This is a genomic window from Kosakonia pseudosacchari (assembly GCF_015167415.1).
Classification (GTDB): domain Bacteria; phylum Pseudomonadota; class Gammaproteobacteria; order Enterobacterales; family Enterobacteriaceae; genus Kosakonia; species Kosakonia pseudosacchari.
On record NZ_CP063425.1, the window covers coordinates 1,771,156 to 1,797,348 of the forward strand.

General features: G+C 54.5%; 18 protein-coding genes. 13 read left to right on the plus strand and 5 right to left on the minus strand.

All coding sequences use genetic code 11. The features are described 5' to 3' along the window. Positions 1-5: 5 nt before the first annotated feature. Together IP581_RS08225 and IP581_RS08230 are read left to right on the plus strand one after the other, a co-directional pair. Positions 6-1,643 (plus strand): FGGY-family carbohydrate kinase, encoded by a 1,638-nt coding sequence (locus tag IP581_RS08225; RefSeq protein WP_086872070.1) that lies wholly within the window; start codon positions 6-8, stop codon positions 1,641-1,643. Then, positions 1,640-2,242, plus strand: a complete 603-nt coding sequence (locus tag IP581_RS08230; RefSeq protein ID WP_193822241.1) for a KpsF/GutQ family sugar-phosphate isomerase — start codon at positions 1,640-1,642, stop codon at positions 2,240-2,242. The genes IP581_RS08225 and IP581_RS08230 overlap by 4 nt, the downstream gene beginning before the upstream one ends. Before the next feature lie 49 nt (positions 2,243-2,291). Here the strand turns inward: IP581_RS08230 and putA are convergent, their stop codons facing one another. After that, positions 2,292-6,248 (minus strand): trifunctional transcriptional regulator/proline dehydrogenase/L-glutamate gamma-semialdehyde dehydrogenase, encoded by a 3,957-nt coding sequence (putA, locus tag IP581_RS08235; RefSeq protein ID WP_193822242.1) that lies wholly within the window; start codon positions 6,246-6,248, stop codon positions 2,292-2,294. 418 nt (positions 6,249-6,666) lie between these two features. Here putA and putP point away from each other — a divergent pair, with 418 nt between their 5' ends. Both putP and IP581_RS08245 read left to right on the plus strand, forming a co-directional pair. Next, positions 6,667-8,175, plus strand: a complete 1,509-nt coding sequence (gene putP / locus IP581_RS08240) for a sodium/proline symporter PutP (protein WP_086872076.1) — start codon at positions 6,667-6,669, stop codon at positions 8,173-8,175. Between the two features lie 99 nt (positions 8,176-8,274). Continuing rightward, positions 8,275-8,706, plus strand: a complete 432-nt coding sequence (locus tag IP581_RS08245; RefSeq protein ID WP_193822243.1) for a DUF3574 domain-containing protein — start codon at positions 8,275-8,277, stop codon at positions 8,704-8,706. Positions 8,707-8,741: 35 nt separating this feature from the next. Here IP581_RS08245 and IP581_RS08250 read toward each other — a convergent pair whose 3' ends face one another. Continuing rightward, positions 8,742-9,926, minus strand: a complete 1,185-nt coding sequence (locus IP581_RS08250; protein ID WP_086872082.1) for a NupC/NupG family nucleoside CNT transporter — start codon at positions 9,924-9,926, stop codon at positions 8,742-8,744. Positions 9,927-10,208: 282 nt separating this feature from the next. On the opposite strand from IP581_RS08250, the gene efeU reads away from it, so the two are divergent. The 7 genes from efeU (at position 10,209) to IP581_RS08285 (ending at position 18,598) form a co-directional block, all read left to right on the plus strand. Continuing rightward, positions 10,209-11,042: an iron uptake transporter permease EfeU gene (efeU, locus tag IP581_RS08255; protein ID WP_086872084.1), complete on the plus strand. Its 834-nt coding sequence runs from the start codon at positions 10,209-10,211 to the stop codon at positions 11,040-11,042. 43 nt (positions 11,043-11,085) lie between these two features. Beyond that, the gene (gene efeO / locus IP581_RS08260; protein ID WP_193822244.1) at positions 11,086-12,213 is read left to right on the plus strand and encodes an iron uptake system protein EfeO; all 1,128 of its coding nucleotides are present in this window, start codon (positions 11,086-11,088) and stop codon (positions 12,211-12,213) included. A gap of 4 nt (positions 12,214-12,217) precedes the next feature. Next, positions 12,218-13,501, plus strand: coding sequence for an iron uptake transporter deferrochelatase/peroxidase subunit (gene efeB, locus IP581_RS08265; protein WP_097400155.1), 1,284 nt, complete (start codon positions 12,218-12,220; stop codon positions 13,499-13,501). Positions 13,502-14,039: 538 nt separating this feature from the next. Beyond that, positions 14,040-14,828: a phosphate starvation-inducible protein PhoH gene (gene phoH / locus IP581_RS08270; RefSeq protein ID WP_017456289.1), complete on the plus strand. Its 789-nt coding sequence runs from the start codon at positions 14,040-14,042 to the stop codon at positions 14,826-14,828. A 940-nt stretch (positions 14,829-15,768) separates the two neighbouring features. Further along, complete coding sequence (locus IP581_RS08275; RefSeq protein WP_086872095.1) at positions 15,769-16,332, plus strand: chorismate mutase; 564 nt, start codon at positions 15,769-15,771, stop codon at positions 16,330-16,332. 283 nt (positions 16,333-16,615) lie between these two features. Further along, positions 16,616-17,023, plus strand: coding sequence for a hypothetical protein (locus tag IP581_RS08280; protein ID WP_228007826.1), 408 nt, complete (start codon positions 16,616-16,618; stop codon positions 17,021-17,023). 45 nt (positions 17,024-17,068) lie between these two features. Beyond that, the gene (locus IP581_RS08285) at positions 17,069-18,598 is read left to right on the plus strand and encodes a glycoside hydrolase family 28 protein (RefSeq protein ID WP_228007827.1); all 1,530 of its coding nucleotides are present in this window, start codon (positions 17,069-17,071) and stop codon (positions 18,596-18,598) included. A gap of 441 nt (positions 18,599-19,039) precedes the next feature. Here IP581_RS08285 and IP581_RS08290 read toward each other — a convergent pair whose 3' ends face one another. Then, positions 19,040-19,414, minus strand: a complete 375-nt coding sequence (locus tag IP581_RS08290; protein WP_097400235.1) for a helix-turn-helix domain-containing protein — start codon at positions 19,412-19,414, stop codon at positions 19,040-19,042. Between the two features lie 334 nt (positions 19,415-19,748). Between IP581_RS08290 and IP581_RS08295 the strand changes: the two genes are divergently transcribed. Together IP581_RS08295 and oqxB are read left to right on the plus strand one after the other, a co-directional pair. Further along, positions 19,749-20,924, plus strand: coding sequence for an efflux RND transporter periplasmic adaptor subunit (locus IP581_RS08295; RefSeq protein WP_193822245.1), 1,176 nt, complete (start codon positions 19,749-19,751; stop codon positions 20,922-20,924). Between the two features lie 23 nt (positions 20,925-20,947). Further along, entirely contained in the window at positions 20,948-24,100 is a 3,153-nt protein-coding gene (oqxB, locus tag IP581_RS08300) for a multidrug efflux RND transporter permease subunit OqxB (protein ID WP_086872104.1), read from the plus strand. A gap of 66 nt (positions 24,101-24,166) precedes the next feature. On the opposite strand, the gene IP581_RS08305 is transcribed toward oqxB, so the two are convergent. Both IP581_RS08305 and IP581_RS08310 read right to left on the minus strand, forming a co-directional pair. Then, a complete protein-coding gene (locus IP581_RS08305; protein ID WP_193822246.1) occupies positions 24,167-24,649 on the minus strand; it encodes an RrF2 family transcriptional regulator in 483 nt (160 codons plus the stop codon). A 739-nt stretch (positions 24,650-25,388) separates the two neighbouring features. Further along, a complete protein-coding gene (locus tag IP581_RS08310; protein WP_193822247.1) occupies positions 25,389-26,111 on the minus strand; it encodes an SDR family oxidoreductase in 723 nt (240 codons plus the stop codon). Between the last annotated feature and the right edge of the window lie 82 nt (positions 26,112-26,193).

Sequence of the window (26,193 nt, forward strand, 5' to 3'; positions counted from 1 at the left end):
AAAGAATGGCGAGCTACTTTATTGGTGTGGATGTGGGCACCGGCAGCGCACGTGCAGGCGTCTTTGATCTGACCGGCAGAATGGTCAGCCAGGCGAGCAGGGCGATTGAGATTTACCGCCCGCAGGCCGACTTTGTTGAGCAATCTTCCGACAATATCTGGCAGGCGGTGTGCAACGCGGTACGCGATGCGGTGAACCAGGCGGACATTAACCCGATTCAGGTTAAAGGCCTCGGCTTTGACGCGACCTGTTCGCTGGTGGTGCTCGACAAAGAGGGCAACCCGTTGACCATTAGCCCTTCCGGTCGCAGCGAGCAGAACATTATTGTGTGGATGGATCACCGCGCCATCTCGCAGGCGAACCGTATCAACGCCACGCACCACCGGGTGCTGGATTACGTGGGCGGGATCATCTCGCCGGAGATGCAAACGCCGAAATTGCTGTGGTTAAAACAGCACATGCCGAACACCTGGGCCAACGCCGGATATTACTTCGATCTGCCGGATTTTCTTACCTGGCGGGCGACGGGCGATGACACCCGATCCCTGTGTTCCACGGTGTGTAAATGGACCTATATGGGTCATGAGGATAAGTGGGACACCAGCTATTTCCGCCAGATTGGCCTTGAAGATTTGCTGGAGCACGACGCGGAGAAAATCGGCCGCTACGTGAAAACCATGGGCGAGCCGCTGGGTCGCGGACTGACGCAGCGTGCAGCGACAGAAATGGGGCTGATGCCCGGCACGGCGGTCAGCGTGTCGATTATCGATGCCCACGCAGGCACGCTGGGAACGCTCGGCGCCAGCGGGCCTTCGGGTGAAATGGCGGATTTCGACCGGCGTATCGCGCTAATTGGCGGCACCTCTACTGGCCATATGGCGATTTCACCGCAGGCGCGCTTTATCGGCGGCGTGTGGGGACCTTACTACTCGGCGGTGTTACCAGGCTACTGGCTCAACGAAGGCGGGCAGTCGGCGACCGGGGCGTTAATCGACCATATGATCCAGTCCCATCCCTGTTACGAAACGCTGCTGGCTCAGGCGAAAGCGCAAGGGCAAACCATCTATGAAGTGCTGAATGCGCTGCTGCGCAAGATGGCGGGCGAGCCGGAAAACATCGCGTTTTTAACGCGTGATATTCACATTTTGCCGTACTTCCACGGTAACCGTTCACCGCGCGCGAACCCGACGTTAACCGGCGTGATCAGCGGGTTGAAACTGTCGCGTACGCCGGAGGATATGGCGCTGCATTATCTGGCGACCATTCAGGCGATTGCCCTCGGTACGCGGCATATTATTGAAACCATGAATCAGAGTGGTTACAGCATTGACACGGTAATGGCGAGCGGCGGTGGCACCAAGAACCCGATCTTTGTTCAGGAACATGCTAATGCCACCGGCTGCGCGATGTTGTTGCCGGAAGAGAGCGAAGCGATGCTGCTCGGCGGCGCGATGATGGGCACCGTGGCGGCGGGCGTGTTTGATACCTTCCCGGAAGCCATGTCGGCGATGAGCCGCATTGGCAAGACGGTGACGCCGCAAACTAACCGCATCAAGCAGTATTACGATCGCAAATACACGGTCTTTCATGAGATGTACCAGGATCACATGAAATACCGCCAACTGATGCAGGAGGAGGCATGAGCGACAGCTGGCGTCAGGCCTGCGACGGCTGGCAAATCTATAGCGAAGAGATGGCGGCGTTAAGCCACCATCTTAACGATGCGCTGTGGAATGCATTAATGGCCGAGCTGCGCGGTTGTCGTGGCAAAATTGCGGTTACCGGCGTGGGAACCTCCGGCATTGCGGCACGCAAGATTGCTCATATGCTGGCGTGCATCGAACGCCCGGCCATCTATCTGAATGCCACGGATGCCGCGCACGGTGATTTGGGGTTTCTGGATAGCAACGACCTGGTCATTATGTTGTCGCGCGGCGGTAATTCCGATGAGCTCACGCGGCTGCTGCCGGGGCTGGCACAAAAGGGCGTGCCGCTGATTAGCGTGACGGAAAACGCCGATTCCGCGATCGCCCGGGCCGCGCGGCTGGTGATTTCCACCGGCGTGCAGCGCGAAATTGATCCGCTTAATATGCTGGCGACCACCTCCATCGTGCTGACGCTGGCGATTTTCGATGCCGCCTGCGCCTGCCTGATGAGCGAAAGCGGCTATTCAAAAGAGACGTTACTGTCGGTGCATCCCGGCGGGGATGTCGGGTTGACGCTCAGAAAAAAAGCGCCGTAAGGCGCTTTTTTATTGTCATTTCCAGACGGTTTTTCAGGAATGGACAACATCAGCCAATCATCATCAAGCTGGCGTTGCCACCGGCAGCGGCAGTATTGATACTCAGCGAGCGTTCTACCCACAGGCGTTCAAGCAGGATGTTGGTTTCACCACGTGCAAAGCCCTGTACCGACACAATCGCGCCATTGCGTGCGGCGACGTTTTCGCACAGCGCCACCAGTTGGTCGGAATCGCCGTGGAAAATCACCGCATCAAACGTCTGCGCCATTAACGCATCGGCTTTGGCGAACTGAATACGTTTGCTGACGCTTTCCGGCAACTGTTTTTCCATATCGCGGTGCAACGTATCGTCCGGCCACAGCATCTGGCTGCCGCAGGCGATGACGGCTGCAAGTTGAATCAGCGCGTCCTGTTCGTTATCCGCTACGCACAGTACCCGCTCGCGTGGTGCCAGCGTCCAGCTATTGCGTTCACCCGTCGGGCCTTGCAGCAGACGCTGGGTTCCGGTCTGCGCCAGTTCGCCAAACTGCGTACACAACTGTTGCAGCGCGGAGTTATCTTTCGCCCACGCATGCAAGGCTTCCAGCGGTTGCTGCAGCGACGTTTTAAGCTGAGCATCCAGCGGGTGTTGCGCGTCATGCCGGGCGAGGGTTTTCAGCACCGCGTTTTCCGGGCGGCTTCCCAATAAGCGATAGAGATAGAGTGGCCCACCGGCTTTCGGCCCGGTGCCGGACAACCCTTCGCCGCCAAACGGCTGCACACCCACCACGGCGCCCACCATATTGCGGTTCACATACAGGTTACCGACATGTGCATTGCCGGTGACCTGGGCGATAGTTTCATCGATACGGGTATGCACGCCGAGCGTCAGGCCATAGCCGGAGGCGTTGATCTGCGCGATTAACTGATCCAGCTGGTTACGGTGATAGCGAACAACGTGCAGCACCGGGCCGAAGACCTCTTTTTTCAGCTCGTCAAAACTTTCCAGTTCAATCAGCGTCGGCGGGACAAAGGTACCGGTGCGCCATTCGCGCGCATCTTCGCTGTTTTCACGTACCGCCTGGAACACCTTGCGGCCTTTCGCCTGCATGGTCTGAATATGTTTGTCGATATTGGCTTTCGCTTCGGCGTCGATCACCGGGCCGATATCGGTGGTCAGCCGGCCAGGGTTACCCATGCGACACTCTGCCATCGCGCCGCGCAGCATGGTCAGCGTGTGATCGGCAATGTCATCCTGCAGGCAGAGCACGCGCAGGGCTGAACAGCGCTGGCCTGCACTATCAAACGCGGAGGCCAGCACATCGATAACTACCTGTTCGGTGAGCGCGGAGGAGTCGACAATCATCGCGTTCATGCCGCCGGTTTCAGCGATAAGCGGCGTCGGGCGGCCCTGCGCATCAAGGCGCGTGGCGATACTGCGTTGTAGCAGCGTCGCCACGTCGGTAGAACCGGTAAACATCACGCCGCGCACGCGCGGATCGGCAGTCAGCTGTGCGCCGACAGTTTCACCGCGCCCTGGCAGTAACTGTAAAACACCTGCCGGAACACCGGCTTCCAGCAGAATGGCCACGCCCTGAGCGGCAATCAGCGGTGTCTGTTCGGCAGGTTTTGCCAGCACGCTGTTGCCCGCCGCTAACGCTGCCGCGATTTGACCGGTGAAAATCGCCAGCGGGAAGTTCCACGGGCTGATACACACCACCGGCCCCAGCGGGCGATGCGTTTCGTTATCGAAATCCGCACTCACCTGGCCTGCGTAGTAGCGCAGGAAATCGACCGCTTCGCGCACTTCGGCAATGGCGTTGCTGAAGGTTTTACCCGCTTCACGCACCAGAATGCCAATCAATGACTGCATCTGATCTTCCATCAACACCGCGGCGCGCAGCAGAATAGCGGCGCGCTCCTGCGGCGGCGTGGCAAACCAGATCGGCGCGTGATTAACCGCGTTTTCCAGCGCCTGGTTAACCTGCGCTTCGCTGGCTTCCACCACATAGCCAACGGTGTCTTTCGGTTCGGCAGGGTTTATCACCGCGACGGGTTCGCCGTCCATGACCACCTGTTCCAGCGTCGGGCGGGCGTACCATTTCTGCGCCGCGCTGGCGAGCAGCGAGGAGGAGAGCGAGGCCAGCCGGTGTTCGTTCGCCAGATCCAGGCCCGCCGCATTGATACGGCCTTCGCCATACAGTGCGCGGGGCAGGGCGATTTTCGGGTGCGGTAAACCAACCTGACCTTCCTGGGCGGCGATTTTTTCCACTTCGCTCACCGGATCGGCAACCAGCGCGTCCAGCGGCAGCGTGTTGTCGGCGATGCGGTTGACGAACGAGGTATTCGCGCCGTTTTCCAGCAGACGGCGCACCAGATACGCCAGCAACGTTTCGTGGGTGCCGACCGGCGCATAAATGCGGCAAGGGCGGTTCAGTTTGCCATCGGCCACTTTGCCGACCACTTGCTCATACAACGGTTCGCCCATGCCGTGCAGGCACTGGAATTCGTACTGGCCCGGATAGTAGTTCTGCCCGGCTAGCTGGTAGATAGCTGCCAGCGTATGGGCGTTGTGGGTGGCGAACTGCGGATAGATGAGGTTCGGCACCGCGAGTAATTTTTTCGCGCAGGCGAGGTATGAAACATCGGTGTACACCTTGCGGGTATAAACCGGGTAGCCTTCCAGCCCTTCCATTTGCGCGCGTTTGATTTCACTGTCCCAGTAAGCGCCTTTTACCAGGCGGATCATCAGACGGCGGCGGCTGCGTGTCGCCAGATCAACAAGATAATCAATGACAAACGGGCAGCGCTTCTGATAGGCCTGAATGACAAAACCGATGCCGTTCCAGCCTGCCAGTTCCGGCTCGAAACAGAGTTTTTCCAGCAGATCGAGGGAGATTTCCAGACGATCGGCCTCTTCGGCGTCAATGTTAATACCGATGTCATACTGGCGTGCCAGCAGGGTAAGGGATTTCAGGCGCGGATAGAGTTCATCCATTACGCGGTCGTATTGCGCACGGCTATAGCGCGGGTGCAGGGCGGATAACTTAATTGAAATCCCCGGCCCTTCATAAATGCCGCGCCCGTTGGAGGCTTTGCCAATGGCGTGGATGGCCTGCTGGTAAGAAACCATGTACGCCTGCGCATCGGCTGCGGTGAGTGCCGCTTCGCCGAGCATGTCGTAGGAGTAACGGAAGCCTTTCTCTTCCAGTTTGCGCGCGTTCGCCAGCGCTTCGGCGATCGTTTCGCCGGTAACAAACTGTTCACCCATCAGGCGCATCGCCATATCCACGCCTTTGCGGATCAGCGGCTCACCGCTTTTGCCAATAATACGATTCAGCGAATGCGAGAGATTGGCTTCGTTGTGCGTGGAGACCAGACGGCCAGTAAACAGCAGCCCCCAGGTGGCGGCATTGACGAACAGTGACGGGCTGCGGCCAATGTGTGACTGCCAGTTACCGTTACTGATTTTGTCGCGGATCAGCGCATCACGGGTGGCTTTGTCAGGAATGCGCAGTAACGCTTCGGCCAGACACATAAGCGCCACGCCTTCCTGCGAGGAGAGGGAAAACTCCTGTAACAGGCTTTGCACCATGCCGGCACGGCCGGAGGCGGTTTTCTGGTTACGCAGTTTTTCCGCTAACTGATACGCCAGCTTATGGGCATTTTCCGCCACTGGCTGTGGCAGGCGGGCTTGTTCCAGCAACATTGGCACGGCATCGGTTTCCGCCCAGCGCCATGCGCCGGTAATGGCGGCGCGGGAAACGGATTGCGGCAGGATCTGTTCGGCAAAATCGAGAAACGGCTGGTGGCTGTCATCAACCACAACGGCACTGTCGTCTTCCTGCGCGGTGGCTGATGCGGCTGCCAGTTCCGGCAGGCCTTCGTTGTTTTCCAGCTTTTCCAGAAAATTGAAGATGGCTTGTTTAATCAGCCAGTGCGGTGTGCGGTCGATACTGGCTGCAGCGGCTTTGATCCTTTCGCGTGTTGCGTCATCAAGCTTGACCCCCATGGTGGTGGTGCCCATGCTTTGCTCCTGTTTTTTACGTTGTTTTGCGGTTCAGGCAGAAATATCCATCATGTTGCAACTTTGTGCAACCTTGTTAAATGTGACCTGGCTGGCAAGGTAAGAAATGAATGAAATGTTAACGACTGGTTATTGCTAAGGGCGCTGAATAATTCGCTGGCAAAGCAGGTTTTATGCGGCAGATAACACTTTTTAAAGGTGCAACCTTTAAAAGTGTGACAGAGTGCAACCTATAGGAAATTGTTATCAGGGCCGGGATGAATTTGATGTAAATGCTGTGTTAAATCAATTGTGAATAAGTGAGGCATCCGGCAGGATACGGGCGCTTCAAATAATCTATACGCCCCATCGCCCCGTTCCGGCGCTGGATAAACGCGGCAAACAACCTTTGCCGACGAAGGATCCTGGAGACTTTTTAATGGCAATAAGCACACCGATGCTGGTGACTTTTCTTGTTTATATCTTTGGCATGATACTTATCGGTTTCGTCGCCTGGCGTTCGACGAAAAACTTCGATGACTATATTCTCGGTGGCCGCAGCCTTGGGCCGCTGGTCACTGCGCTGTCGGCGGGGGCATCAGATATGAGCGGCTGGCTGCTGATGGGGCTGCCGGGCGCGATTTTTATCTCTGGGATCTCTGAAAGCTGGATCGCCATTGGTCTGACGCTGGGCGCGTGGATTAACTGGAAACTGGTGGCCGGGCGTCTGCGCGTGCACACCGAGGTGAACAATAACGCGCTGACCTTGCCGGACTATTTCACCGGCCGTTTTGAAGATAACAGCCGCCTGCTGCGGATTATCTCGGCGGTGGTGATTCTGGTGTTTTTCACCATCTATTGCGCTTCCGGTATTGTTGCCGGTGCGCGCCTGTTTGAAAGCACCTTCGGCATGAGTTACGAAACCGCCCTGTGGGCCGGTGCCGCCGCCACGATTATTTACACCTTTATTGGCGGTTTCCTGGCGATCAGCTGGACCGACACGGTGCAGGCCAGTTTGATGATTTTCGCGCTGATCCTCACGCCGGTAATTGTCATTATTTCCGTCGGCGGTTTTGGTGATTCGCTGGAAGTGATTAAGCAAAAAAGCATTGAAAACGTCGATATGCTGAAAGGCTTGAATTTTGTCGCCATCGTCTCGCTGATGGGCTGGGGGCTGGGTTATTTCGGCCAGCCGCATATTCTGGCGCGTTTTATGGCCGCCGATTCCCATCACACCATTGTCCATGCGCGTCGCATCAGTATGACGTGGATGATCCTGTGCCTGGCGGGCGCGGTGGCGGTGGGCTTTTTCGGCATCGCTTATTTCAGTAACAACCCGTCGGTAGCCGGGGCTGTTGATCAAAACGCCGAGCGCGTGTTTATCGAGCTGGCGCAAATTCTGTTCAACCCATGGATTGCCGGGGTGCTGCTGTCGGCGATCCTCGCCGCCGTGATGTCAACGCTGAGCTGCCAGTTGCTGGTGTGCTCCAGCGCGATCACCGAAGATTTCTACAAAGCGTTTTTGCGTAAGGGCGCGAGCCAGCGCGAGCTGGTATGGGTAGGGCGCGCAATGGTATTGCTGGTGGCGCTGGTGGCGATTGCGCTGGCGGCGAACCCGGAAAACCGCGTGCTGGGTCTGGTAAGTTATGCGTGGGCGGGCTTCGGGGCGGCGTTTGGCCCGGTGGTGCTGTTCTCGGTGATGTGGTCGCGCATGACGCGTAACGGCGCGCTGGCGGGAATGATCATCGGCGCGGTGACGGTGATTGTCTGGAAACACTACGCCTGGCTGGATCTGTATGAAATCATTCCGGGCTTTGTTTTCGGCAGTATCGGCATTGTGGTGTTTAGCCTGCTGGGCAAAGCGCCTTCCGCGCAGATGCAGCAGCGTTTTGCCGAGGCAGATGCGCATTACCGCTCTGCGCCGCCATCGCGTTTACAGGCTGAATAAATAACCGCTTATGAAAAACCCGCTGCGGCGGGTTTTTTTATTGCTAAATAATTGTAATTACGCTGTTATCTCACAACGAATAACAATGAGGATAGCGACATGACGTTAAAGACAGGGTTCACTGCATTGATGATGGCGGGTTTACTGGCGGGGTGTGTTTCGCCAGCGGGAAAACACCCGAATGCGGCTGCGCAAACCTGCAAAGCGGAAAACCAGATGCAGCAAACCACGCTCTATTACGGTTTAACCCGCCAGGGCGGCAAAGCGATTACCGCGCAGGAGTGGCAGCAGTATGTGGATAACGATGTCACACCGCGTTTTCGTGACGGGTTGACCACATTTGATGCGCAGGGACAGTGGCTGGGTAGCAACGGGAAAGTGTCGAAGGAGCCAAGCAAAGCGCTGATGCTGATCCACCGTGTGGATGCGCAAAGTGACACGAAAATTGGTGCGCTGCGTGATATCTACAAATCACGCTTTGCCCAGGAATCGGTGATGCGCGTCGATCAGCCGGTCTGCGTGCAATTCTGATGTAATGCCCCCTCCCGCAGGAGAGGGGCATTTTTTTACAGCACGACGCCCGCAAATGCCGCTGAGAGCAAACTCACCAGCGTTGCGCCGTACACTAAGCGCAGACCAAAACGGGAAACCGAATTTCCCTGTTGCTCGTTCAACCCCTTAATTGCCCCTGCCACAATGCCGATCGAGGCAAAGTTGGCGAACGATACCAGGAACACGGAAAGAATACCCAACCCGCGCGGTGTCATCTGAGCGGCGATTTTTTGCAGCTCAATCATCGCCACAAATTCGTTCGCCACCAGTTTGGTCGCCATGATACTGCCGGCATTCAACGCATCGCCAAGCGGGATACCAATCAGCCATGCCAGCGGATAAAAGACATAGCCGAGGATCTGCTGAAAACTGATACCGAACAGTGTGGAGAAGAGGGCGTTGACGGCGCTAATCAGCGCAATAAAGCCAATCAGCATCGCCAGAATAATCATCGCCACTTTGAAACCCGCGAGGATGTACTCGCCGAGCATCTCAAAGAAGCTTTGCGATTCGTGGAGCTTTTCCAGTTTGACCTCGGCTTCCGCTTCCGGGCGCGTCGGGTTAATCACCGACAGCACAATGAAGGTACTGAACATATTGAGGACTAGCGCGGCGACCACATATTTCGCATCCAGCATGGTCATATAAGCGCCGACAATCGACAACGACACCGTCGACATCGCCGTTGCTGCCATGGTGAACAGGCGGCGCGAGGAGAGATCCGCGAGAATGCCTTTATAGGCGATGAAGTTCTCCGACTGGCCGAGGATCAGCGAGCTGACGGCATTGAAAGATTCCAGTTTGCCCATGCCGTTCAGTTTTGACAGCAATGTGCCTATCAAACGAATAAAAATGGGCAGAATACGCCAGTGCTGCAAAATGCCGATCAGCGCGGAGATAAAGACGATAGGGCACAGCACGCCGAGGAAGATAAATGCCAGCCCTTTTTCGCTCATTCCGCCGAAGACAAAGCTGGTGCCTTCGCCCGCGAATTTCAGCAGCGCTTCAAAGAAGCCGGAAACGTATTTAATCAGCGTTAATCCGCTTTGCGCGTGCAGGAAGAACCACGCCAGCGCCAGTTCAATGACAATTAATTGCAGGATAAAGCGAAAACGAATGTGCCGGCGGTCAAAACTCACCAGCCAGGCCAGCGCGAGGATCACCACCAGCGCCAGCAAAAAATGGAAGAAGTTAGTCATGTCTTTAATTTTGCAGGTAAACGAAACGGGGCGTTTATTTAGCCATAGCGCCGGAGTGGGGTAAATACAAAGTTAAAGTTTTGTAAGCTATATTTTAGCTTTATTTCAGCCACTTCGGCATAACGCGCCAACCCGCACAGTTAGCCTGCTACGCGGTTACATCCAGTTATCATTCTCAACATTTTTCGCTTGAGTTTCCTTGCGCCGTAATGATAATCACTATCAATGCAATTTACTTTTCTTTGCAACCGTTGACCGCGCATGACATTAGGGGTTTCCTCCATGTTTGTTCCATTTTTGATTATGTTACGTGAAGGCCTCGAAGCGGCGCTGATCGTCAGCCTGATTGCCAGTTATCTGAAACGTACCCAGCGTGGGCGCTGGATAAGTGTGATGTGGATTGGTGTTTTTCTTGCCGCTGCGCTCTGTCTTGGGCTTGGCATTGCGATTAACGAAACCACCGGCGAGTTCCCGCAAAAAGAGCAGGAGTTGTTTGAAGGCATTGTCGCGGTGATCGCTGTGGTGATCCTCACCTGGATGGTGTTCTGGATGCGCAAAGTGTCGCGCAACGTCAAAGTGCAACTGGAGCAGGCGGTCGACAGCGCGCTGGCGCGCAGTCATAACCACGGTTGGGCGCTGATCCTGATGGTCTTTTTCGCCGTGGCGCGCGAAGGGCTGGAATCGGTGTTCTTTCTGCTGGCGGCGTTCCAGCAGGATGTCGGCGTCTGGCCGCCGCTGGGCGCGGTGCTGGGGCTGGCCACGGCGGTGGTGCTCGGTTTTCTGCTTTACTGGGGCGGCGTGCGTCTGAACCTTGGCGCGTTTTTCAAATGGACCAGCCTGTTTATTCTGTTTGTCGCCGCCGGGCTTGCCGCAGGCGCAATCCGCGCGTTCCACGAAGCGGGATTATGGAACCACTTTCAGGATGTGGCCTTCGATTTCAGTAATGTGCTCACCACGCATTCCCTCACCGGTACGCTGCTGGAAGGGATTTTTGGTTATCAGGAAACGCCAAGCGTCAGCGAAGTGGTGGTTTACTTTATCTATCTGATCCCGGCGCTGGTGATGTTTGTTTTACCGCCTCGCGCGGGGGCGCAGCCTTCACGGGCGGCACCATAATCGATCGCTTTATAGTTACAACATACTAATTAAGGGAAAGGACATGGCAATTCATTTTCGTCGTAGTGCGTTACAGGCCGGGATGGCGGCATTTATCTCCAGCGCTTTCGCGGTGCAGGCTGCAGATATCCCGCAGGTGAAAGTCACGGTTACGGACAAGCAGTGTGAGCCGATGAACCTGACGGTTAACGCGGGTAAAACGCAGTTTATTATTCTCAACCACAGCCAGAAAGCGCTCGAGTGGGAGATCCTCAAAGGCGTGATGGTGGTTGAAGAGCGTGAAAATATCGCGCCAGGTTTCAGCCAGAAGCTGACAGCCAACTTACAGCCAGGCGAGTATGAGATGACCTGCGGTTTGTTAACCAACCCGAAAGGTAAGCTGGTGGTGAAAGGCGCGGCGACGGCCGATGCGGCAAAAGGTGACGCGCTGCTGAGCCTGAGCGGAGCCATTACCGAGTATAAAGCGTATGTGGTTGCCGAAACGGCGCAGCTGGTTTCCGGCACCAAAGCATTCACCGAGGCGGTAAAAGCGGGCGATATTGAAAAAGCGAAAGCGCTGTACGCGCCGACGCGCCAGCACTACGAGCGTATTGAACCGATTGCGGAGCTTTTCTCCGATCTCGATGGCAGCATTGATGCCCGCGAAGATGATTACGAGCATAAAGCCGCCGATCCGAAATTCACCGGTTTCCATCGTCTGGAAAAAGCGCTGTTTGGCGATAACAGCACGAAGGACATGGGCAAATATGCCGATCAGCTCTACTCCGATGTGTCTGATCTGCAAACACGTATTAATGAGCTGGCGTTCCCGCCATCCAAAGTGGTCGGCGGCGCAGCCGGGCTGATTGAAGAAGTGGCCGCGAGCAAAATCAGCGGTGAAGAAGATCGCTACAGCCACACTGATCTGTGGGATTTCCAGGCCAACGTCGATGGCGCCCAGAAAATCGTTGATTTGCTGCGTCCGCAACTGCAGAAAGATAACGCCGAACTGCTGGCGAAAGTCGATGCCAACTTTAAGAAAGTGGATACCATCCTTGCGAAATACCGCACTAAAGACGGGTATGAAACCTACGATAAGTTGACCGACGCCGACCGCAATGCGCTGAAAGGGCCGATCACCACACTGGCGGAAGATTTGGCGCAGTTGCGCGGCGTGCTGGGGCTGGACTAATACCATGAAGCAAGATGATAACAACGACGTCAGCGAACCTTCCCGGCGCCGTTTATTGAAAAGTATGGGCGCGCTGGGCGGCGCGCTTGCCCTGGCTGGCGGATGCCCGGTCGCGCATGCGGTAACACCGAAGAGCGCACCGGGGACGCTTTCACCGGATGCGCGTATGGAAAAACAGCCTTTTTTAGGTGCGCATCAGGCCGGAATTTTGACGCCACAGCAGGCGTCAATGATGCTGGTGGCGTTTGACGTGCTGGCTGCGGATAAAGCCGATCTCGAACGGCTGTTCCGCTTATTGACGCAGCGCATCTCGTTTCTGACCTCCGGCGGCCCGGCTCCGGAGACAACGAACCCGCGCTTACCGCCGATGGACTCCGGTATTCTTGGGGCGTATATCGCGCCGGATAACCTGACGATGACGGTTTCCGTGGGCGAATCGCTGTTTGACAACCGTTTTGGTTTGCGCGCGCAGATGCCGAAAAAGCTGCAAAAGATGACGCGTTTCCCTAACGATTCGCTTGATGCGGCACTGTGTCACGGCGATTTGCTGCTCCAGATTTGCGCCAACACGCAGGACACGGTGATCCACGCACTGCGTGACATCATTAAGCACACGCCGGATTTACTCAGCGTGCGCTGGAAGCGGGAAGGGTTTATCTCTGATCATGCGGCGCGCAGCAAAGGCAAAGAGACGCCGGTTAACCTGCTCGGATTTAAAGATGGCACCGCCAACCCGGACAGCAGCGATACTGCGCTGATGAACGACGTGGTGTGGGTGACGAAAGAGCAGGGCGAACCGGCGTGGGCGGTGGGCGGCAGTTATCAGGCGGTGCGTATTATTCAGTTCCATGTGGAGTTTTGGGATCGTACGCCGCTGAAAGAGCAGCAGACCATTTTCGGGCGCGATAAGCACTCCGGCGCACCGCTGGGCATGAAACATGAGCATGACGTACCGGATTACGCCAGCGATCCAGACGGTGATGTTATTGCCCTCGACAGCCATATTCGCCTGGCGAACCCGCGGACGAAAGAGACGCAATCCAGCCTGATGATGCGGCGCGGTTATAGTTACTCGCTCGGCGTGACCAACTCTGGCCAGCTGGATATGGGGCTGCTGTTCGTTTGTTATCAGCATGATCTGGAAAAAGGCTTTCTGACGGTACAAAAGCGTCTGAACGGCGAGGCGCTGGAAGAGTACATTCGTCCGATTGGCGGCGGTTACTTCTTTGCATTACCCGGCGTACAAGAGGCAAACCGCTATCTGGCGCAATCTCTGCTCGAAGCGTGAAGATCCTATCCTGCCCGCCACCGGGCAGGATATTCTGTCATCTGTTGCATCCTGACATACTTTTTCTGCCATCCAGCTATCATTTTTTCGTATGAGAAAGTATCTGTTATTTTTCTGTAATATTCATAGCCGAGACTCTGTTCAACGACGCAGAAGTCATGCACGTTATGGTTTGGTAAAAATAATGTTGCAATGATGCTAATCTTTGATGTAATTAATGAGAGCGTTATCCCCTGCGGTGATGAAGTTTTTCTGGAGATCGCGGATGGTAAAGTCCAGTAGCGGACAGACAAAAAGACCACGCAAAACCCGGCACGGAGGTGCGACCTCCGGCAGCGACTTCTTCACCCCTGAATTTTCCTCCTTCTTTTTCATTCCTGATGTTGACGATGTGGCAGCCGATGCTGTTCGTCGCGTTGGCACGTCATTTTCAAAGGCAAGTCATGGCTTACAAGGAAGCCAACCCTCAGACGTTTGTGCGCATAATCGCGTCGATAGCGACGCGTGTGATGTAAACCAACAACTCAAGGTGCTATCCATGGGAAGACAAAAAGCAGTGATCAAAGCTCGTCGTGAAGCGAAACGCGTGCTGAGACGTGATTCACGCAGCCATAAACAACGTGAAGAAGAGTCGGTCACCTCGCTTGTGCAGATGAGCGGCGTAGAAGCAATTGGCATGGCGCGGGACAGCCGTGATACTTCCCCAATTGCCGCGCGCAATGAAGCTCAGGCGCACTACCTGAATGCTATCGAGAGTAAACAACTGATCTTTGCAACCGGTGAAGCCGGCTGCGGGAAAACGTGGATCAGCGCGGCGAAAGCGGCGGAAGCCCTGATCCATAAGGACGTGGACAGGATTATTGTAACCCGACCGGTTCTGCAGGCCGACGAAGATCTCGGCTTCTTACCCGGTGATATTTCGGAGAAGTTCGCTCCCTATTTCCGGCCCGTTTACGACGTGCTGCTGAAACGCCTGGGCGCGTCCTTTATGCAATACTGCCTGCGACCAGAGATCGGTAAGGTGGAAATCGCGCCGTTCGCCTATATGCGCGGACGTACCTTTGAAAATGCGGTGGTCATTCTCGACGAGGCTCAGAATGTCACGGCTGCGCAAATGAAAATGTTTTTAACGCGCCTCGGGGAGAACGTGACCGTTATTGTCAACGGTGATATTACCCAGTGTGACCTGCCATCCGGTGTGAAATCGGGCTTGAGCGACGCGCTGGCACGTTTTGAGGAAGACGAGATGATTGGCGTTGTTCGCTTTAATAAAGACGACTGCGTACGCTCCGCGCTCTGCCAGCGCACGCTGAAAGCGTACGACTGACGGTGTTCATCGTTAGCGATAAAACCCGGGAAACCGGGTTTTATTTTTTACGGGGTGCAAACAGGTCGCGCGCGCTAGCCCCGTCACCGATCTTCATCTCCTTGTGAGAGGCGAAAAAGGCCGCCTTTCCAGGCAAGATCCTCTTTGAAAGGTGAGGGCCGCTAACGGAATAAAACTATTGCGGCTCAATAAGGGCATGTAAATAACCGTGCCTGTGTCGCGTGTGCTTATGAGCGTCGCGCCGATGGTGTGAGCCTGCTTTCCCGGTAAATGATTACGCGTTTGCAATGTGCAGGTTAAAAGAACCTGACTGATGCTTTTGCACACGGTAATTATGTGTTTCAGCGCTTTTCGCGCCGCCAGAACCTTCTGACCCGATCAGACTCGCTTCGCCTGCCGCTGCGTCTATGCCACCGTCGCTGATTGATGCCCGACATTTTCCGGCGCCAATCTTTAGCAAAGAGGTCTTCCTGTTGCCGGAGCCCCGAACAGAGGGGGATATCTGGCGCGTCATCACGCTTTTCGCAATATTCAGCCTGCCTGACCAGGAATGCTTTTCCCCTTATCTCCATCGCCGATCCCTGCCAGATTTACGCTCTGTCGATGAATTCATATTGATATCAGCGCGTTACATTTTCTTACGCATCGCCGCTTTGATGAAATAATAACGCAACTGAATTAATGAAAAGTGAATGGTGCGCGTTACCGCTTTTGCCGTAAGGCTGGCTTGCTGTTTCTTTGCGCAGGCACGTTTTCAACCACGGTTAGTCATGCACCGGGGTATCCGGGGCGATTGGGTTCTGTATCCGTAAACGCTGGAATATCATGACCTGCACGAAAAACTGATGCTGCTTATAACAAAGCGCTTACATCCAGATACGAAATAGTAACTGTTGGTTATATTTGCGCAGGCAAATTGAGGTTGGCACCTTTTTAAGGGATGGTTATGACGATGTTCATATCGACACTCTGCATGTCCGGAAGTTTTTTTACGGGCGCCTCTGCGCCCATTTGTCTCAGTGCCCTTTCATCACTGTTAACCGAACGAATGGCGTTAATGAGGGACGTTGCCGCCTACAAGGCGAAGCATCATTTACCGGTGGAGGATATCGTTCGGGAACAAAACGTATTGTTACAGGCGCGGAGCAATGCTCATGAGGCAGGGCTGGAACCGCAGTCAGTGGAGCCGTTTATCAGTGCGCTGATGAATGCGGGAAAAGCGATACAGTATCGCTATCTGGCAGACTGGTTACCCCGACCAGAATCATTTGTCACCCACCGGGATCTTGCCGGGATCAGACAGCGTATAAATGAACTGGATAAGCATCTGCTATTGACCATAAGTCAGCGGCTGCGGGCAGGAACGCTTTCCTATACTGACCGGGCTGTGTTGGCCGAGAAAACGGTGGCTCCCAATCTTACTGAAGCGGAGAAGGATAATTTACTCGATACCATGCGCTTTATTCAGCATGCCCCGCAGGCACCCGATACAGGGAAAGTCTGACAGGCAACGTCATGAGCTTATGCAGCCCAACTATGTTGCGCACCTGTTGCTCAGTGCCGGTAAAAAATCGATATCATCGACACACCAGCTATTAATGAGGTTATACCGATCGCGGTGATTGGATAGTGTTATTATATTCAGGTTTAATTTTATAAGGGTAAGATTATCTAATGAAAATTAGAGTATCACCGTTTGCGTTCCCGGCTGTGATTATTCCTTTATTGCAATGCTGTTTAGTTTTTATGCCTCTGGATAACAACATTCATTATATCAAGTGACAGTAATGGCATTAATGACTTTTTACGGAGTGAACATGGTATATGACGCGCGTAATTTTATTAACTCAATCGTTAAAAATTTTAAAGAATCCATTGGATTGATTAACGTGTTGTTACTGGAACCTGATGAGCCTGACGCTTTGCGCTTATTGTACTGTAAACTGGATGTTATCAAGGCCAGTATTGAACAGGATGTCCGCATGTTAACCAAAGCCCGTCTGGACAGTAACGCCACGTTTTGTCTTTACCAGGTACACAATGCGCTAAACGCCCTGAACTATTGCCTTGGGAGGGTAAAAAATACGCCTTTAAGCCAGCAATGTTATTACGATTTTGAAGATCTGAAGCGTATTGTGAACACCCTTGATGCAACATCCGGACGTGTTTTTACAACGCGGGATGGTAATGAGTAAACATAAAGCGATATTTATTTTTCATGAAAGTGACAGGAAGCTAATATGAAAAGCCAATGCGGTTTGCTACATTTCTCTCGCGTTAAGTTTCGTGAGTTGATGCTAATGAATCATCATGGAAATAAAGAGGGGAAATATTCTAACGCCTTTTTTCTGCCAAACTTAACGTCACTTCAACTAAAGACGAATTCGTCCGCTGTTTATATCGCCGCACCTCTACAATACTTCAATAATTTTAATGTCGAGATACTTATGCTTTTTCTGCACCGGAATGTGAAAGGAATAATTGCCAGCCTCATTGCTGTCCCGCTGGCAGGATCCTGCGCGGTGCTATCGGCGAATAATGCTGATGTGCCAGAACCTGTGCTGCCCGCGCATATCTGCGCAAGGCTGGCTTCTTCATCAGGAGACGATACCCGACGACTTCAGTCAGCGATTGATAACTGCCCCAGGGGTGAGGCGTTACAGCTCCTGGCGGGGCGTTTCTCCAGTGGACCGCTGACAATGAAATCTGGCGTCACACTCTGGATCTCGCAGGGGGCAATGCTGGTCGCCGACAGTGATCCGCGAGTTTATGACAAAAATGGCCATTGCGGCACGGTCGATCATAAAGGGAATGGCTGTCGGCCCTTTATTCTTTTTAAAAGTACCGACGGTGGAGGCATTATCGGGAAGGGCGTTATTGATGGGCAGGGCGGCAAGCCGATAATAGGGCATGACGAATCATGGTGGCAGCTGGCTCGCCGTGCGCAAACTGAAGGCGGAGCCCAGAATGTTCCTCGGCTGATTGAAATAGATGATGCCTCGCATATTATTTTCCACGGCATCACCCTGCGAAATTCGCCGGGATTCCATGTCACCCTGAAAAACGTCCGGGATGCGACGTTCTGGGGCGTGCGTGTTGATACCCCCGCGAATGCCCGTAACACCGACGGAATAGATCCTATTTCGTCGCAGAATATCCTCATCGCCCACAGCTTCATCAGAACCGGTGACGATAATGTGGCGATTAAAGCGGGCGCGGCTGGCGCCACGCGCCATGTGGTTTTAGTCGATAACCATTTTTACTGGGGACACGGGATGTCCATTGGTAGCGAGACGGCAGGCGGTGTCAGTGACATTCGGGTTCGTGATTTGACGCTTGATGGCACAACCTCCGGGCTTCGTATCAAAAGTGACATCAGCCGGGGCGGCGTTGTCAGTGATGTCCATTACGAAAATATTAGTATGCGCGGAAACCGTCGGCCGCTTGATTTTGATACGCGATATGATGCGCACGCGATCGGTAATAACATTCCCGTTTATCGCGATATCTTCCTGAATCATGTTTCCGGTGAAACCGGCCAGTTGGTACTACGCGGTTATGACGCCGTTCATCCTCTGCAATTGGCCCTGAACGGCGTGTCTTTCAACAACACTGCCCGCTGGCTTATTGAATCGGCGAAGATCGTCATTGGCCCCGACGGTGTCACACCTGCGCCGCCGCGAGAAGTCGCGTTACCACCCTCGCTTGTCTCGACAGATTGCGCAAAAAACTGGCTCCCCTTCCCGGTGACGGACACGCCAGGGGACTAAAAATGTATGCGATTGAAGTCTGCCTGTGTGATTACGCGGGGAGTTGATGAATAGCGTCGCTGCGGACGACAATCGGCAGGCTTGCGTCTTTTCGCATAAATTCATCACAGCGCTATTGTGGTCATAGCACGGTGAGGCGCGTCAGCGCGGCGTCATTTACAGATGGAATTGCCTGTTTGAGGCTAAGAAGAGGGGGGATTTTTACGGAAAATAATGATTACTACCCCGGAAAAGATCGAAAGATGAGGGCGGCGTTGGTAAATCACTCCCGTTACTCTCCTTCATGCCAGACAGAAAACAATTATGCCGTGCAGGTTTTAGTACGGCTTTTTATATGCAACGTCAAACCGCATGCGCCGGGCAGCCTGCCCGTAATAACGATGGCCTGTTGTTATCAGGCCGGCGATTTCATCCCAAACTCATGTGCGAAACCCCAACGTACTATGTTGATTGCTGGGTTGGTTGCTGGCGTAATTGCCGCGCCTGAGGGCAGCCAATACTACGACGCCATGCGCCGGGGGCCTGGCCATATTGACGCTTGAAGCTGCGGTTAAAGGACTGCTGGGAGTCAAAGCCTAAGGCGATTGCCACATTCAGAATTGGTTCGTCGCTGTGGGTTAAGCGCTCGACCGATTTCTGCAGCTTTTTCGCGCGAATATACTCGGCGAGACGATAACCCGTATGTTCTTTGAAGAGCCTCTGTAGGTGCCATTTCGAATAGCCGGCTCGCCTGGAGACGGTCTCAATGTCCAGACGACTTTCAAGGTTGTTGTCGATCCAGTCGAGTAGATCGTGAATAAATGCGCCAGTATTCATCTTGTTGCCCTCACGCCGCTTATTAAAAAGCATCTTTATCTGTTGCATTTAAAGGTGGCCCGTTTTCGCATTAATTGCAAGTTTTATTGTTGCATTTAAATCCCTGCCGGAAACGCGACTTTTCCCCCTGCCTCAAACAGCACATAAAGTGTATCAATTATTCTTGCACTTAATTTAGCGCCTACCTACAATCCCCGCGATAGTGTATTGGCAACTGTTACAGTTTTGTGGCGATGAACGGCACAAATGGCCCTAAGCCAGCCCGGACAAAGGAAGTGGCGCAGCGTCTCCCGCGGCGTCTTGCCCGGCGGCTACAATTACCGGAATAAAAATAATGAGCCTGCAAAAACCTTGGGTTAATTTTCATCTGCATGCGCTGGGAGCGATGTTGCTCTCCGTATTGCTTGTCGGGTGCGATGACGGCGTCGCGCAAAATGCTGTGCCACAAGCTCCCGCCGTCAGCGCTGCTGACGTGGTCGTGAAATCGATTAGCCAGTGGGATAGTTTTAATGGTCGGATTGAAGCGGTGGAGAGCGTTCAACTGCGCCCCCGCGTCTCCGGCTACATTGATAAAGTGAATTACACCGACGGCCAGGAAGTGAAAAAGGGTCAGGTGCTGTTCACCATTGATGACAGAACCTATCGCGCCGCGCTGGAACAGGCGCAGGCGACGCTGGCGAGAGCCAAAACGCAGGCCAGCCTGGCGCAAAGTGAGGCTAACCGTACCGATAAATTAATCAACACCCACCTGGTATCCCGCGAAGAGTGGGAGCAGCGCCGTTCGGCCGCCGTTCAGGCACAGGCCGACATTCGCGCCGCGCAGGCGGCAGTTGATGCCGCGCAACTGAATCTGGATTTCACCAAAGTGACCGCGCCTATCGATGGTCGCGCCAGCCGGGCGTTGATCACCAGCGGTAATCTGGTCACTGCAGGTGACAGCGCCAGCGTACTCACCACGCTGGTCTCCCAGAAAACCGTTTACGTCTACTTTGACGTGGATGAGTCAACCTACCTCCACTATCAAAACCTCGCCCGCAGCGGGCAGGGGGCGTCCAGTAATCACCTGGCGCTACCGGTAGAAATTGGCCTTGTCGGTGAGGATGGCTACCCCCATCAGGGCAAAGTGGATTTCCTTGATAATCAGTTAACGCCGAGTACCGGCACGATCCGCATGCGTGCGCTGTTGGATAACTCGCAGCGTCAGTTCACGCCGGGGCTGTTTGCCCGCGTACGTCTGCCGGGCAGCGCTGAATTCAAAGCCACGCTTATCGACGACAAAGCGGTGCTGACCGATCAGGATCGCAAATATGTTTATATCGTTGATAAAGAGGGGAAAGCGCAGCGTCGCGATATCACGCCGGGGCGTCTGGCCGCTGGTTTGCGTATCGTGCAGAAGGGGCTGAACCCTGGCGATAAAGTCATCGTCGATGGTTTACAAAAAGTGTTTATGCCGGGTATGCCGGTTAACGCGAAAACCGTTGCCATGAACGCCAGCCCCGCCCTCAACTGATCCCTTATCCGAGAATCCGACACATGGACTTTTCCCGCTTTTTTATCGACAGGCCGATTTTCGCCGCGGTGCTGTCGATTCTGATTTTTGTCACAGGATTGATCGCCATCCCGCTGTTGCCGGTCAGCGAATATCCTGACGTTGTTCCGCCAAGCGTGCAGGTGCGCGCGGAGTATCCAGGCGCCAACCCGAAAGTGATTGCCGAGACCGTGGCGACGCCGCTGGAAGAAGCGATTAACGGCGTTGAAAACATGATGTACATGAAATCTGTCGCAGGCTCCGACGGCGTACTGGTGACCACCGTCACTTTCCGCCCGGGCACAGATCCCGATCAGGCACAGGTTCAGGTACAAAACCGGGTATCGCAGGCAGAGGCGCGTCTGCCGGAAGATGTGCGGCGTCTGGGCATCACTACCCAGAAACAATCGCCGACGCTGACGCTGGTGGTGCATCTGTTTTCGCCCAACGGTAAATACGATTCACTCTATATGCGTAACTACGCGACGCTAAAAGTGAAGGATGAACTGGCACGTCTGCCCGGTGTCGGCCAGATTCAGATTTTCGGCTCGGGCGAATACGCGATGCGCATCTGGCTGGATCCCAATAAGGTGGCGGCACGCGGCTTAACTGCCTCGGATGTGGTGACGGCGATGCAGGAGCAAAACGTGCAGGTTTCCGCCGGGCAACTTGGCGCGGAGCCGCTGCCGAAAGAGAGCGATTTCCTGATCTCCATTAACGCCCAGGGGCGTCTGCACACGGAAGACGAGTTTGGCAATATTGTGCTGAAAACGGCGCAAGACGGTTCAGTCGTTCGCCTGCGCGATGTGGCGCGTATTGAAATGGGTTCAGGCAGCTATGCGCTGCGTTCTCAGCTTAATAATAAAGACGCGGTCGGGATTGGTATCTTCCAGTCTCCGGGGGCGAACGCCATCGATTTGTCTAACGCGGTGCGCGCCAAAATGAACGAACTGGCCACGCGTTTCCCGGAAGATATGAAATGGGCGGCACCTTACGATCCGACGGTTTTTGTTCGCGATTCCATTCGCGCGGTTGTGCAAACGCTGCTGGAAGCGGTGGTGCTGGTGGTGCTGGTGGTGATCCTGTTCCTGCAAACCTGGCGCGCGTCAATTATTCCACTGATCGCGGTGCCGGTATCGGTCGTGGGGACGTTCAGCATTCTCTACCTGCTCGGTTTCTCGCTTAATACCCTGAGCTTGTTCGGGCTGGTACTGGCGATCGGTATCGTGGTGGATGACGCCATCGTGGTGGTGGAAAACGTCGAGCGAAATATCGAAGAGGGGCTGGCTCCGCTCGCGGCGGCGCATCAGGCGATGCGTGAAGTGTCCGGGCCGATTATCGCGATTGCGCTGGTGCTGTGCGCGGTGTTCGTGCCGATGGCGTTTCTCTCCGGCGTAACGGGTCAGTTCTACAAACAGTTTGCCGTGACAATCGCCATTTCGACGGTGATCTCCGCCATCAACTCGCTGACGCTCTCTCCGGCGCTGGCTGCTTTGTTGTTAAAACCGCATGGCGCACCGAAAGACTTCCCGACCAGACTGATTGATCGGCTGTTCGGTTGGTTGTTCCGTCCGTTTAACCGCTTTTTCCACCGTAGCTCGAATGGTTATCAGGGGCTGGTGGGCAAAACGCTCGGTCGACGTGGCGCGGTGTTTGCGGTTTATGTACTGCTGCTCTGTGCCGCTGGCGTGATGTTTAAAGCCGTACCCGGCGGGTTTATTCCGACACAGGATAAGCTCTATTTGATTGGCGGCGTGAAAATGCCGGAAGGTTCTTCGCTGGCGCGCACCGATGCGGTAATCCGCAAAATGAGCGAAATCGGTATGAATACCGAAGGTGTGGATTACGCGGTCGCCTTTCCGGGGCTCAATGCGTTGCAGTTCACCAACACGCCGAATACCGGGACGGTCTTTTTTGGCCTGAAACCGTTCGACCAGCGTAAACATACCGCGGCGGAAATTAACGCTGAGATCAACGCAAAAATCGCGCAAATCCAGCAGGGCTTTGGTTTCTCCATTTTGCCGCCGCCGATTTTAGGGCTGGGTCAGGGCTCTGGCTATTCGCTGTATATCCAGGATCGCGCCGGTCTTGGCTATGGCGCGCTGCAAAGCGCGGTGAACACCATGTCTGGTGCGATTATGCAGACGCCGGGGATGCATTTCCCTATCTCTACCTACCAGGCTAACGTTCCGCAACTGGATGTGCAGGTTGATCGTGATAAGGCAAAAGCACAGGGCGTGTCGCTGACCGATCTTTTCGGTACGCTGCAAACCTATCTGGGCTCGTCTTATGTGAACGATTTCAACCAGTTCGGCCGTACCTGGCGCGTGATGGCGCAGGCCGACGGGCCGTTCCGCGATAGCGTGGAAGATATTGCGAATTTACGCACCCGTAATAATCAGGGCGAAATGGTGCCGATTGGCAGTATGGTGAATATCAGTACCACCTACGGGCCAGATCCGGTGATTCGCTACAATGGTTATCCGGCGGCGGATCTCATTGGTGATGCCGATCCTCGCGTCCTCTCTTCCTCACAGGCGATGACGCAGCTGGACGGGATGTCTAAGCAGATCCTGCCGAACGGGATGAATATTGAATGGACGGACCTGAGCTACCAGCAGGCCACTCAGGGGAATACGGCGCTGATCGTCTTCCCGGTCGCGGTTCTGCTGGCTTTCCTCGTGCTGGCCGCACTGTATGAAAGCTGGACGTTGCCGCTGGCGGTGATCCTAATCGTTCCGATGACCATGCTGTCCGCGCTGTTTGGCGTCTGGCTGACCGGTGGCGATAACAACGTGTTTGTGCAGGTCGGTCTGGTGGTACTGATGGGGCTGGCGTGTAAAAACGCCATTCTTATCGTGGAGTTTGCCCGCGAGCTGGAAATTCAGGGTAAAGGGATCATGGAAGCGGCGCTGGAGGCGTGCCGCCTGCGTTTACGCCCGATTGTGATGACCTCCATCGCCTTTATTGCCGGTACCATTCCGCTGATCCTCGGTCACGGCGCGGGCGCAGAAGTGCGCGGCGTCACCGGGATCACGGTGTTCTCCGGTATGCTGGGTGTGACGCTGTTTGGTCTGTTTTTGACCCCGGTGTTTTACGTTACGCTGCGTAAATTCGTGACGCGCGGCAAACCGGTAAATGATGTTTTGCCTGCGTAATTTGTTGCAAATACAAAAAAACCGCCTTCACGATGAAGGCGGTTTTTTTTCGCAATCCGTAAACAACTAAGACGTTTTTTTATACTGGGCAATCAGGTCAGGCACCGGATCCCATCCGCTGGTATCGGCTTTTTTGACCTTTTCCAGCGCGCTTGCCACTGTATGGCGCGCTAATACCTGTAACGACGCCTGCTCCGCTTCTTCGGCGATAGACTTGAAATACCAGCATGCGTTGGCGCTGACCACGCAACGTGCCGGTACGTCAGGACGCGACGCCCACAGTTTTTTATCTTCGATGACGGAAAGGTAGATATCGCGCAGGGTGATCTCTTCCGCCGGGCGGCCGAGGAGGTGAATAGACCCGTTGCGGCCAAGCGTTGAGACGATAATGCCGTCACGCGTGAGCGGCACCATTAATTTGCGGATAAAGCTCGGATTTGCTTCCAGGCCGTAGGCCAGAATCGCACTCGTCGAACGTTCACCCACTTGCTCCGCCATCGCTACGCTGAGAACCATCTGCAAAGCTGTCGGGAAGCGGTAATCTAACATTTTATAGTCCTGGGTTGCGGTGAATCTTATTCTTTTTGGCACCGCAGAGGTGAATAAGTAATGAGCAACACTATAACAAATACGGGAATTTTTTTGAAGCAGTCAACGTTTGACCTGGCCTGTAAAAAAGAGTTTCCGCTGCGAGTCGGATGGAGGAAAAATATTCATCCACGCACGGATTATTGAATTCGAATTCATTGTCCTGATCCGTTGCGCCGCGTTACCAGCCGATGAATGACCCGGTACGCATCATGACAACGCATAAAAATACGACGAATAAACGCTAACGCATTATCCAGACACCTCAGGCGTGTTACCGGGTTATCCCGCCGGTAGGCGATCATGCATCACTTTTTATTACGCCTGTTTCTGCCTCGAAGGGGATAGCCCCGGGGGAATGACATTCTGCTATGTGCGAGAAGTGGGCAATCTGATCTATGAAAAGAAAGGCTTGCGATACCCATGGCCTTCTGCACGATCATCGGCGTGATGACGAAGGGAGTACAGGTGCGCAGGTCACCCGTAAAGCATCCGCTCCTGAAGAGGTTGCAGGAGGTTCGGCTGACGGCGGGCATAACCAGGTCCGTGAACTATTTTTACATCAGGGTCAGCAGCCGGGTAGGGGAGATAAGCGATTCCCGTACCTTCAATGGCGGCATGACCCTGATGCCAAATTGGCTCACGTCATAGTGGAGATGAAATGATAACGGACATTAACGCCTGTCATCAGCCAGAAGTGTCAGTTGGCTGATGCGGTTGGTCTGATGGTTATTTCCGTTGTATCAACGCTCTCAGGAGCCTCAATGACCTGCCGCACGGCACGGGCGATATCAGCAGGTTTAAGTGCCACAGCACGGTACACATCCATCGCTGCTCTGGTTTCCGGATGCGTAATGGTTGAGGCAAGCTCACTTTCCACTACGCCGGGATTGACACAGGTCACGCGAATATTTGGGCTTTCCTGACGCAAACCATCCGAAATCGCGCGTACCGCAAATTTCGAGGCGCAATAGACGGCAGCAGTTGGCACGACAGCAAGGGCGCCGATAGAGCCAATATTGATGATCTGACCGGAGCCCTGGGCTTCCATCACGGGAAGAACCGCGCCAATGCCCCAGAGCACTCCCTTGATATTGACGTCAATGATACGCTCCCACTCATCCTGTTTGCCTGCGGCAAGCGGCGAGAGCGGCATGATGCCCGCATTGTTGATCAAAACATCGACGCGGCCCCATTTATCCAGCGTGGTCTGCACGAAGCTGGCCATCGACTGGCGGCTGGTGACATCAAGCTCACGCGCTTCGGCGATACCGCCCGCGCTGCGTATTTCTGCGGCAATGGCTTCGATACGTTCCACTCTGCGAGCCCCTAATAGCACCTTCGCGCCTGCGTTTCCAAGCTCTCTGGCCATACCTTCGCCAATACCACTTGATGCGCCGGTAATTAATATCACTTTATTCATAGCATGCTCCTTCAGTTGAGTTCGAAACGATCATAGAACTTAACGATTGGTTTCAGTATCCTGCTTTTACTGGACTCACTGG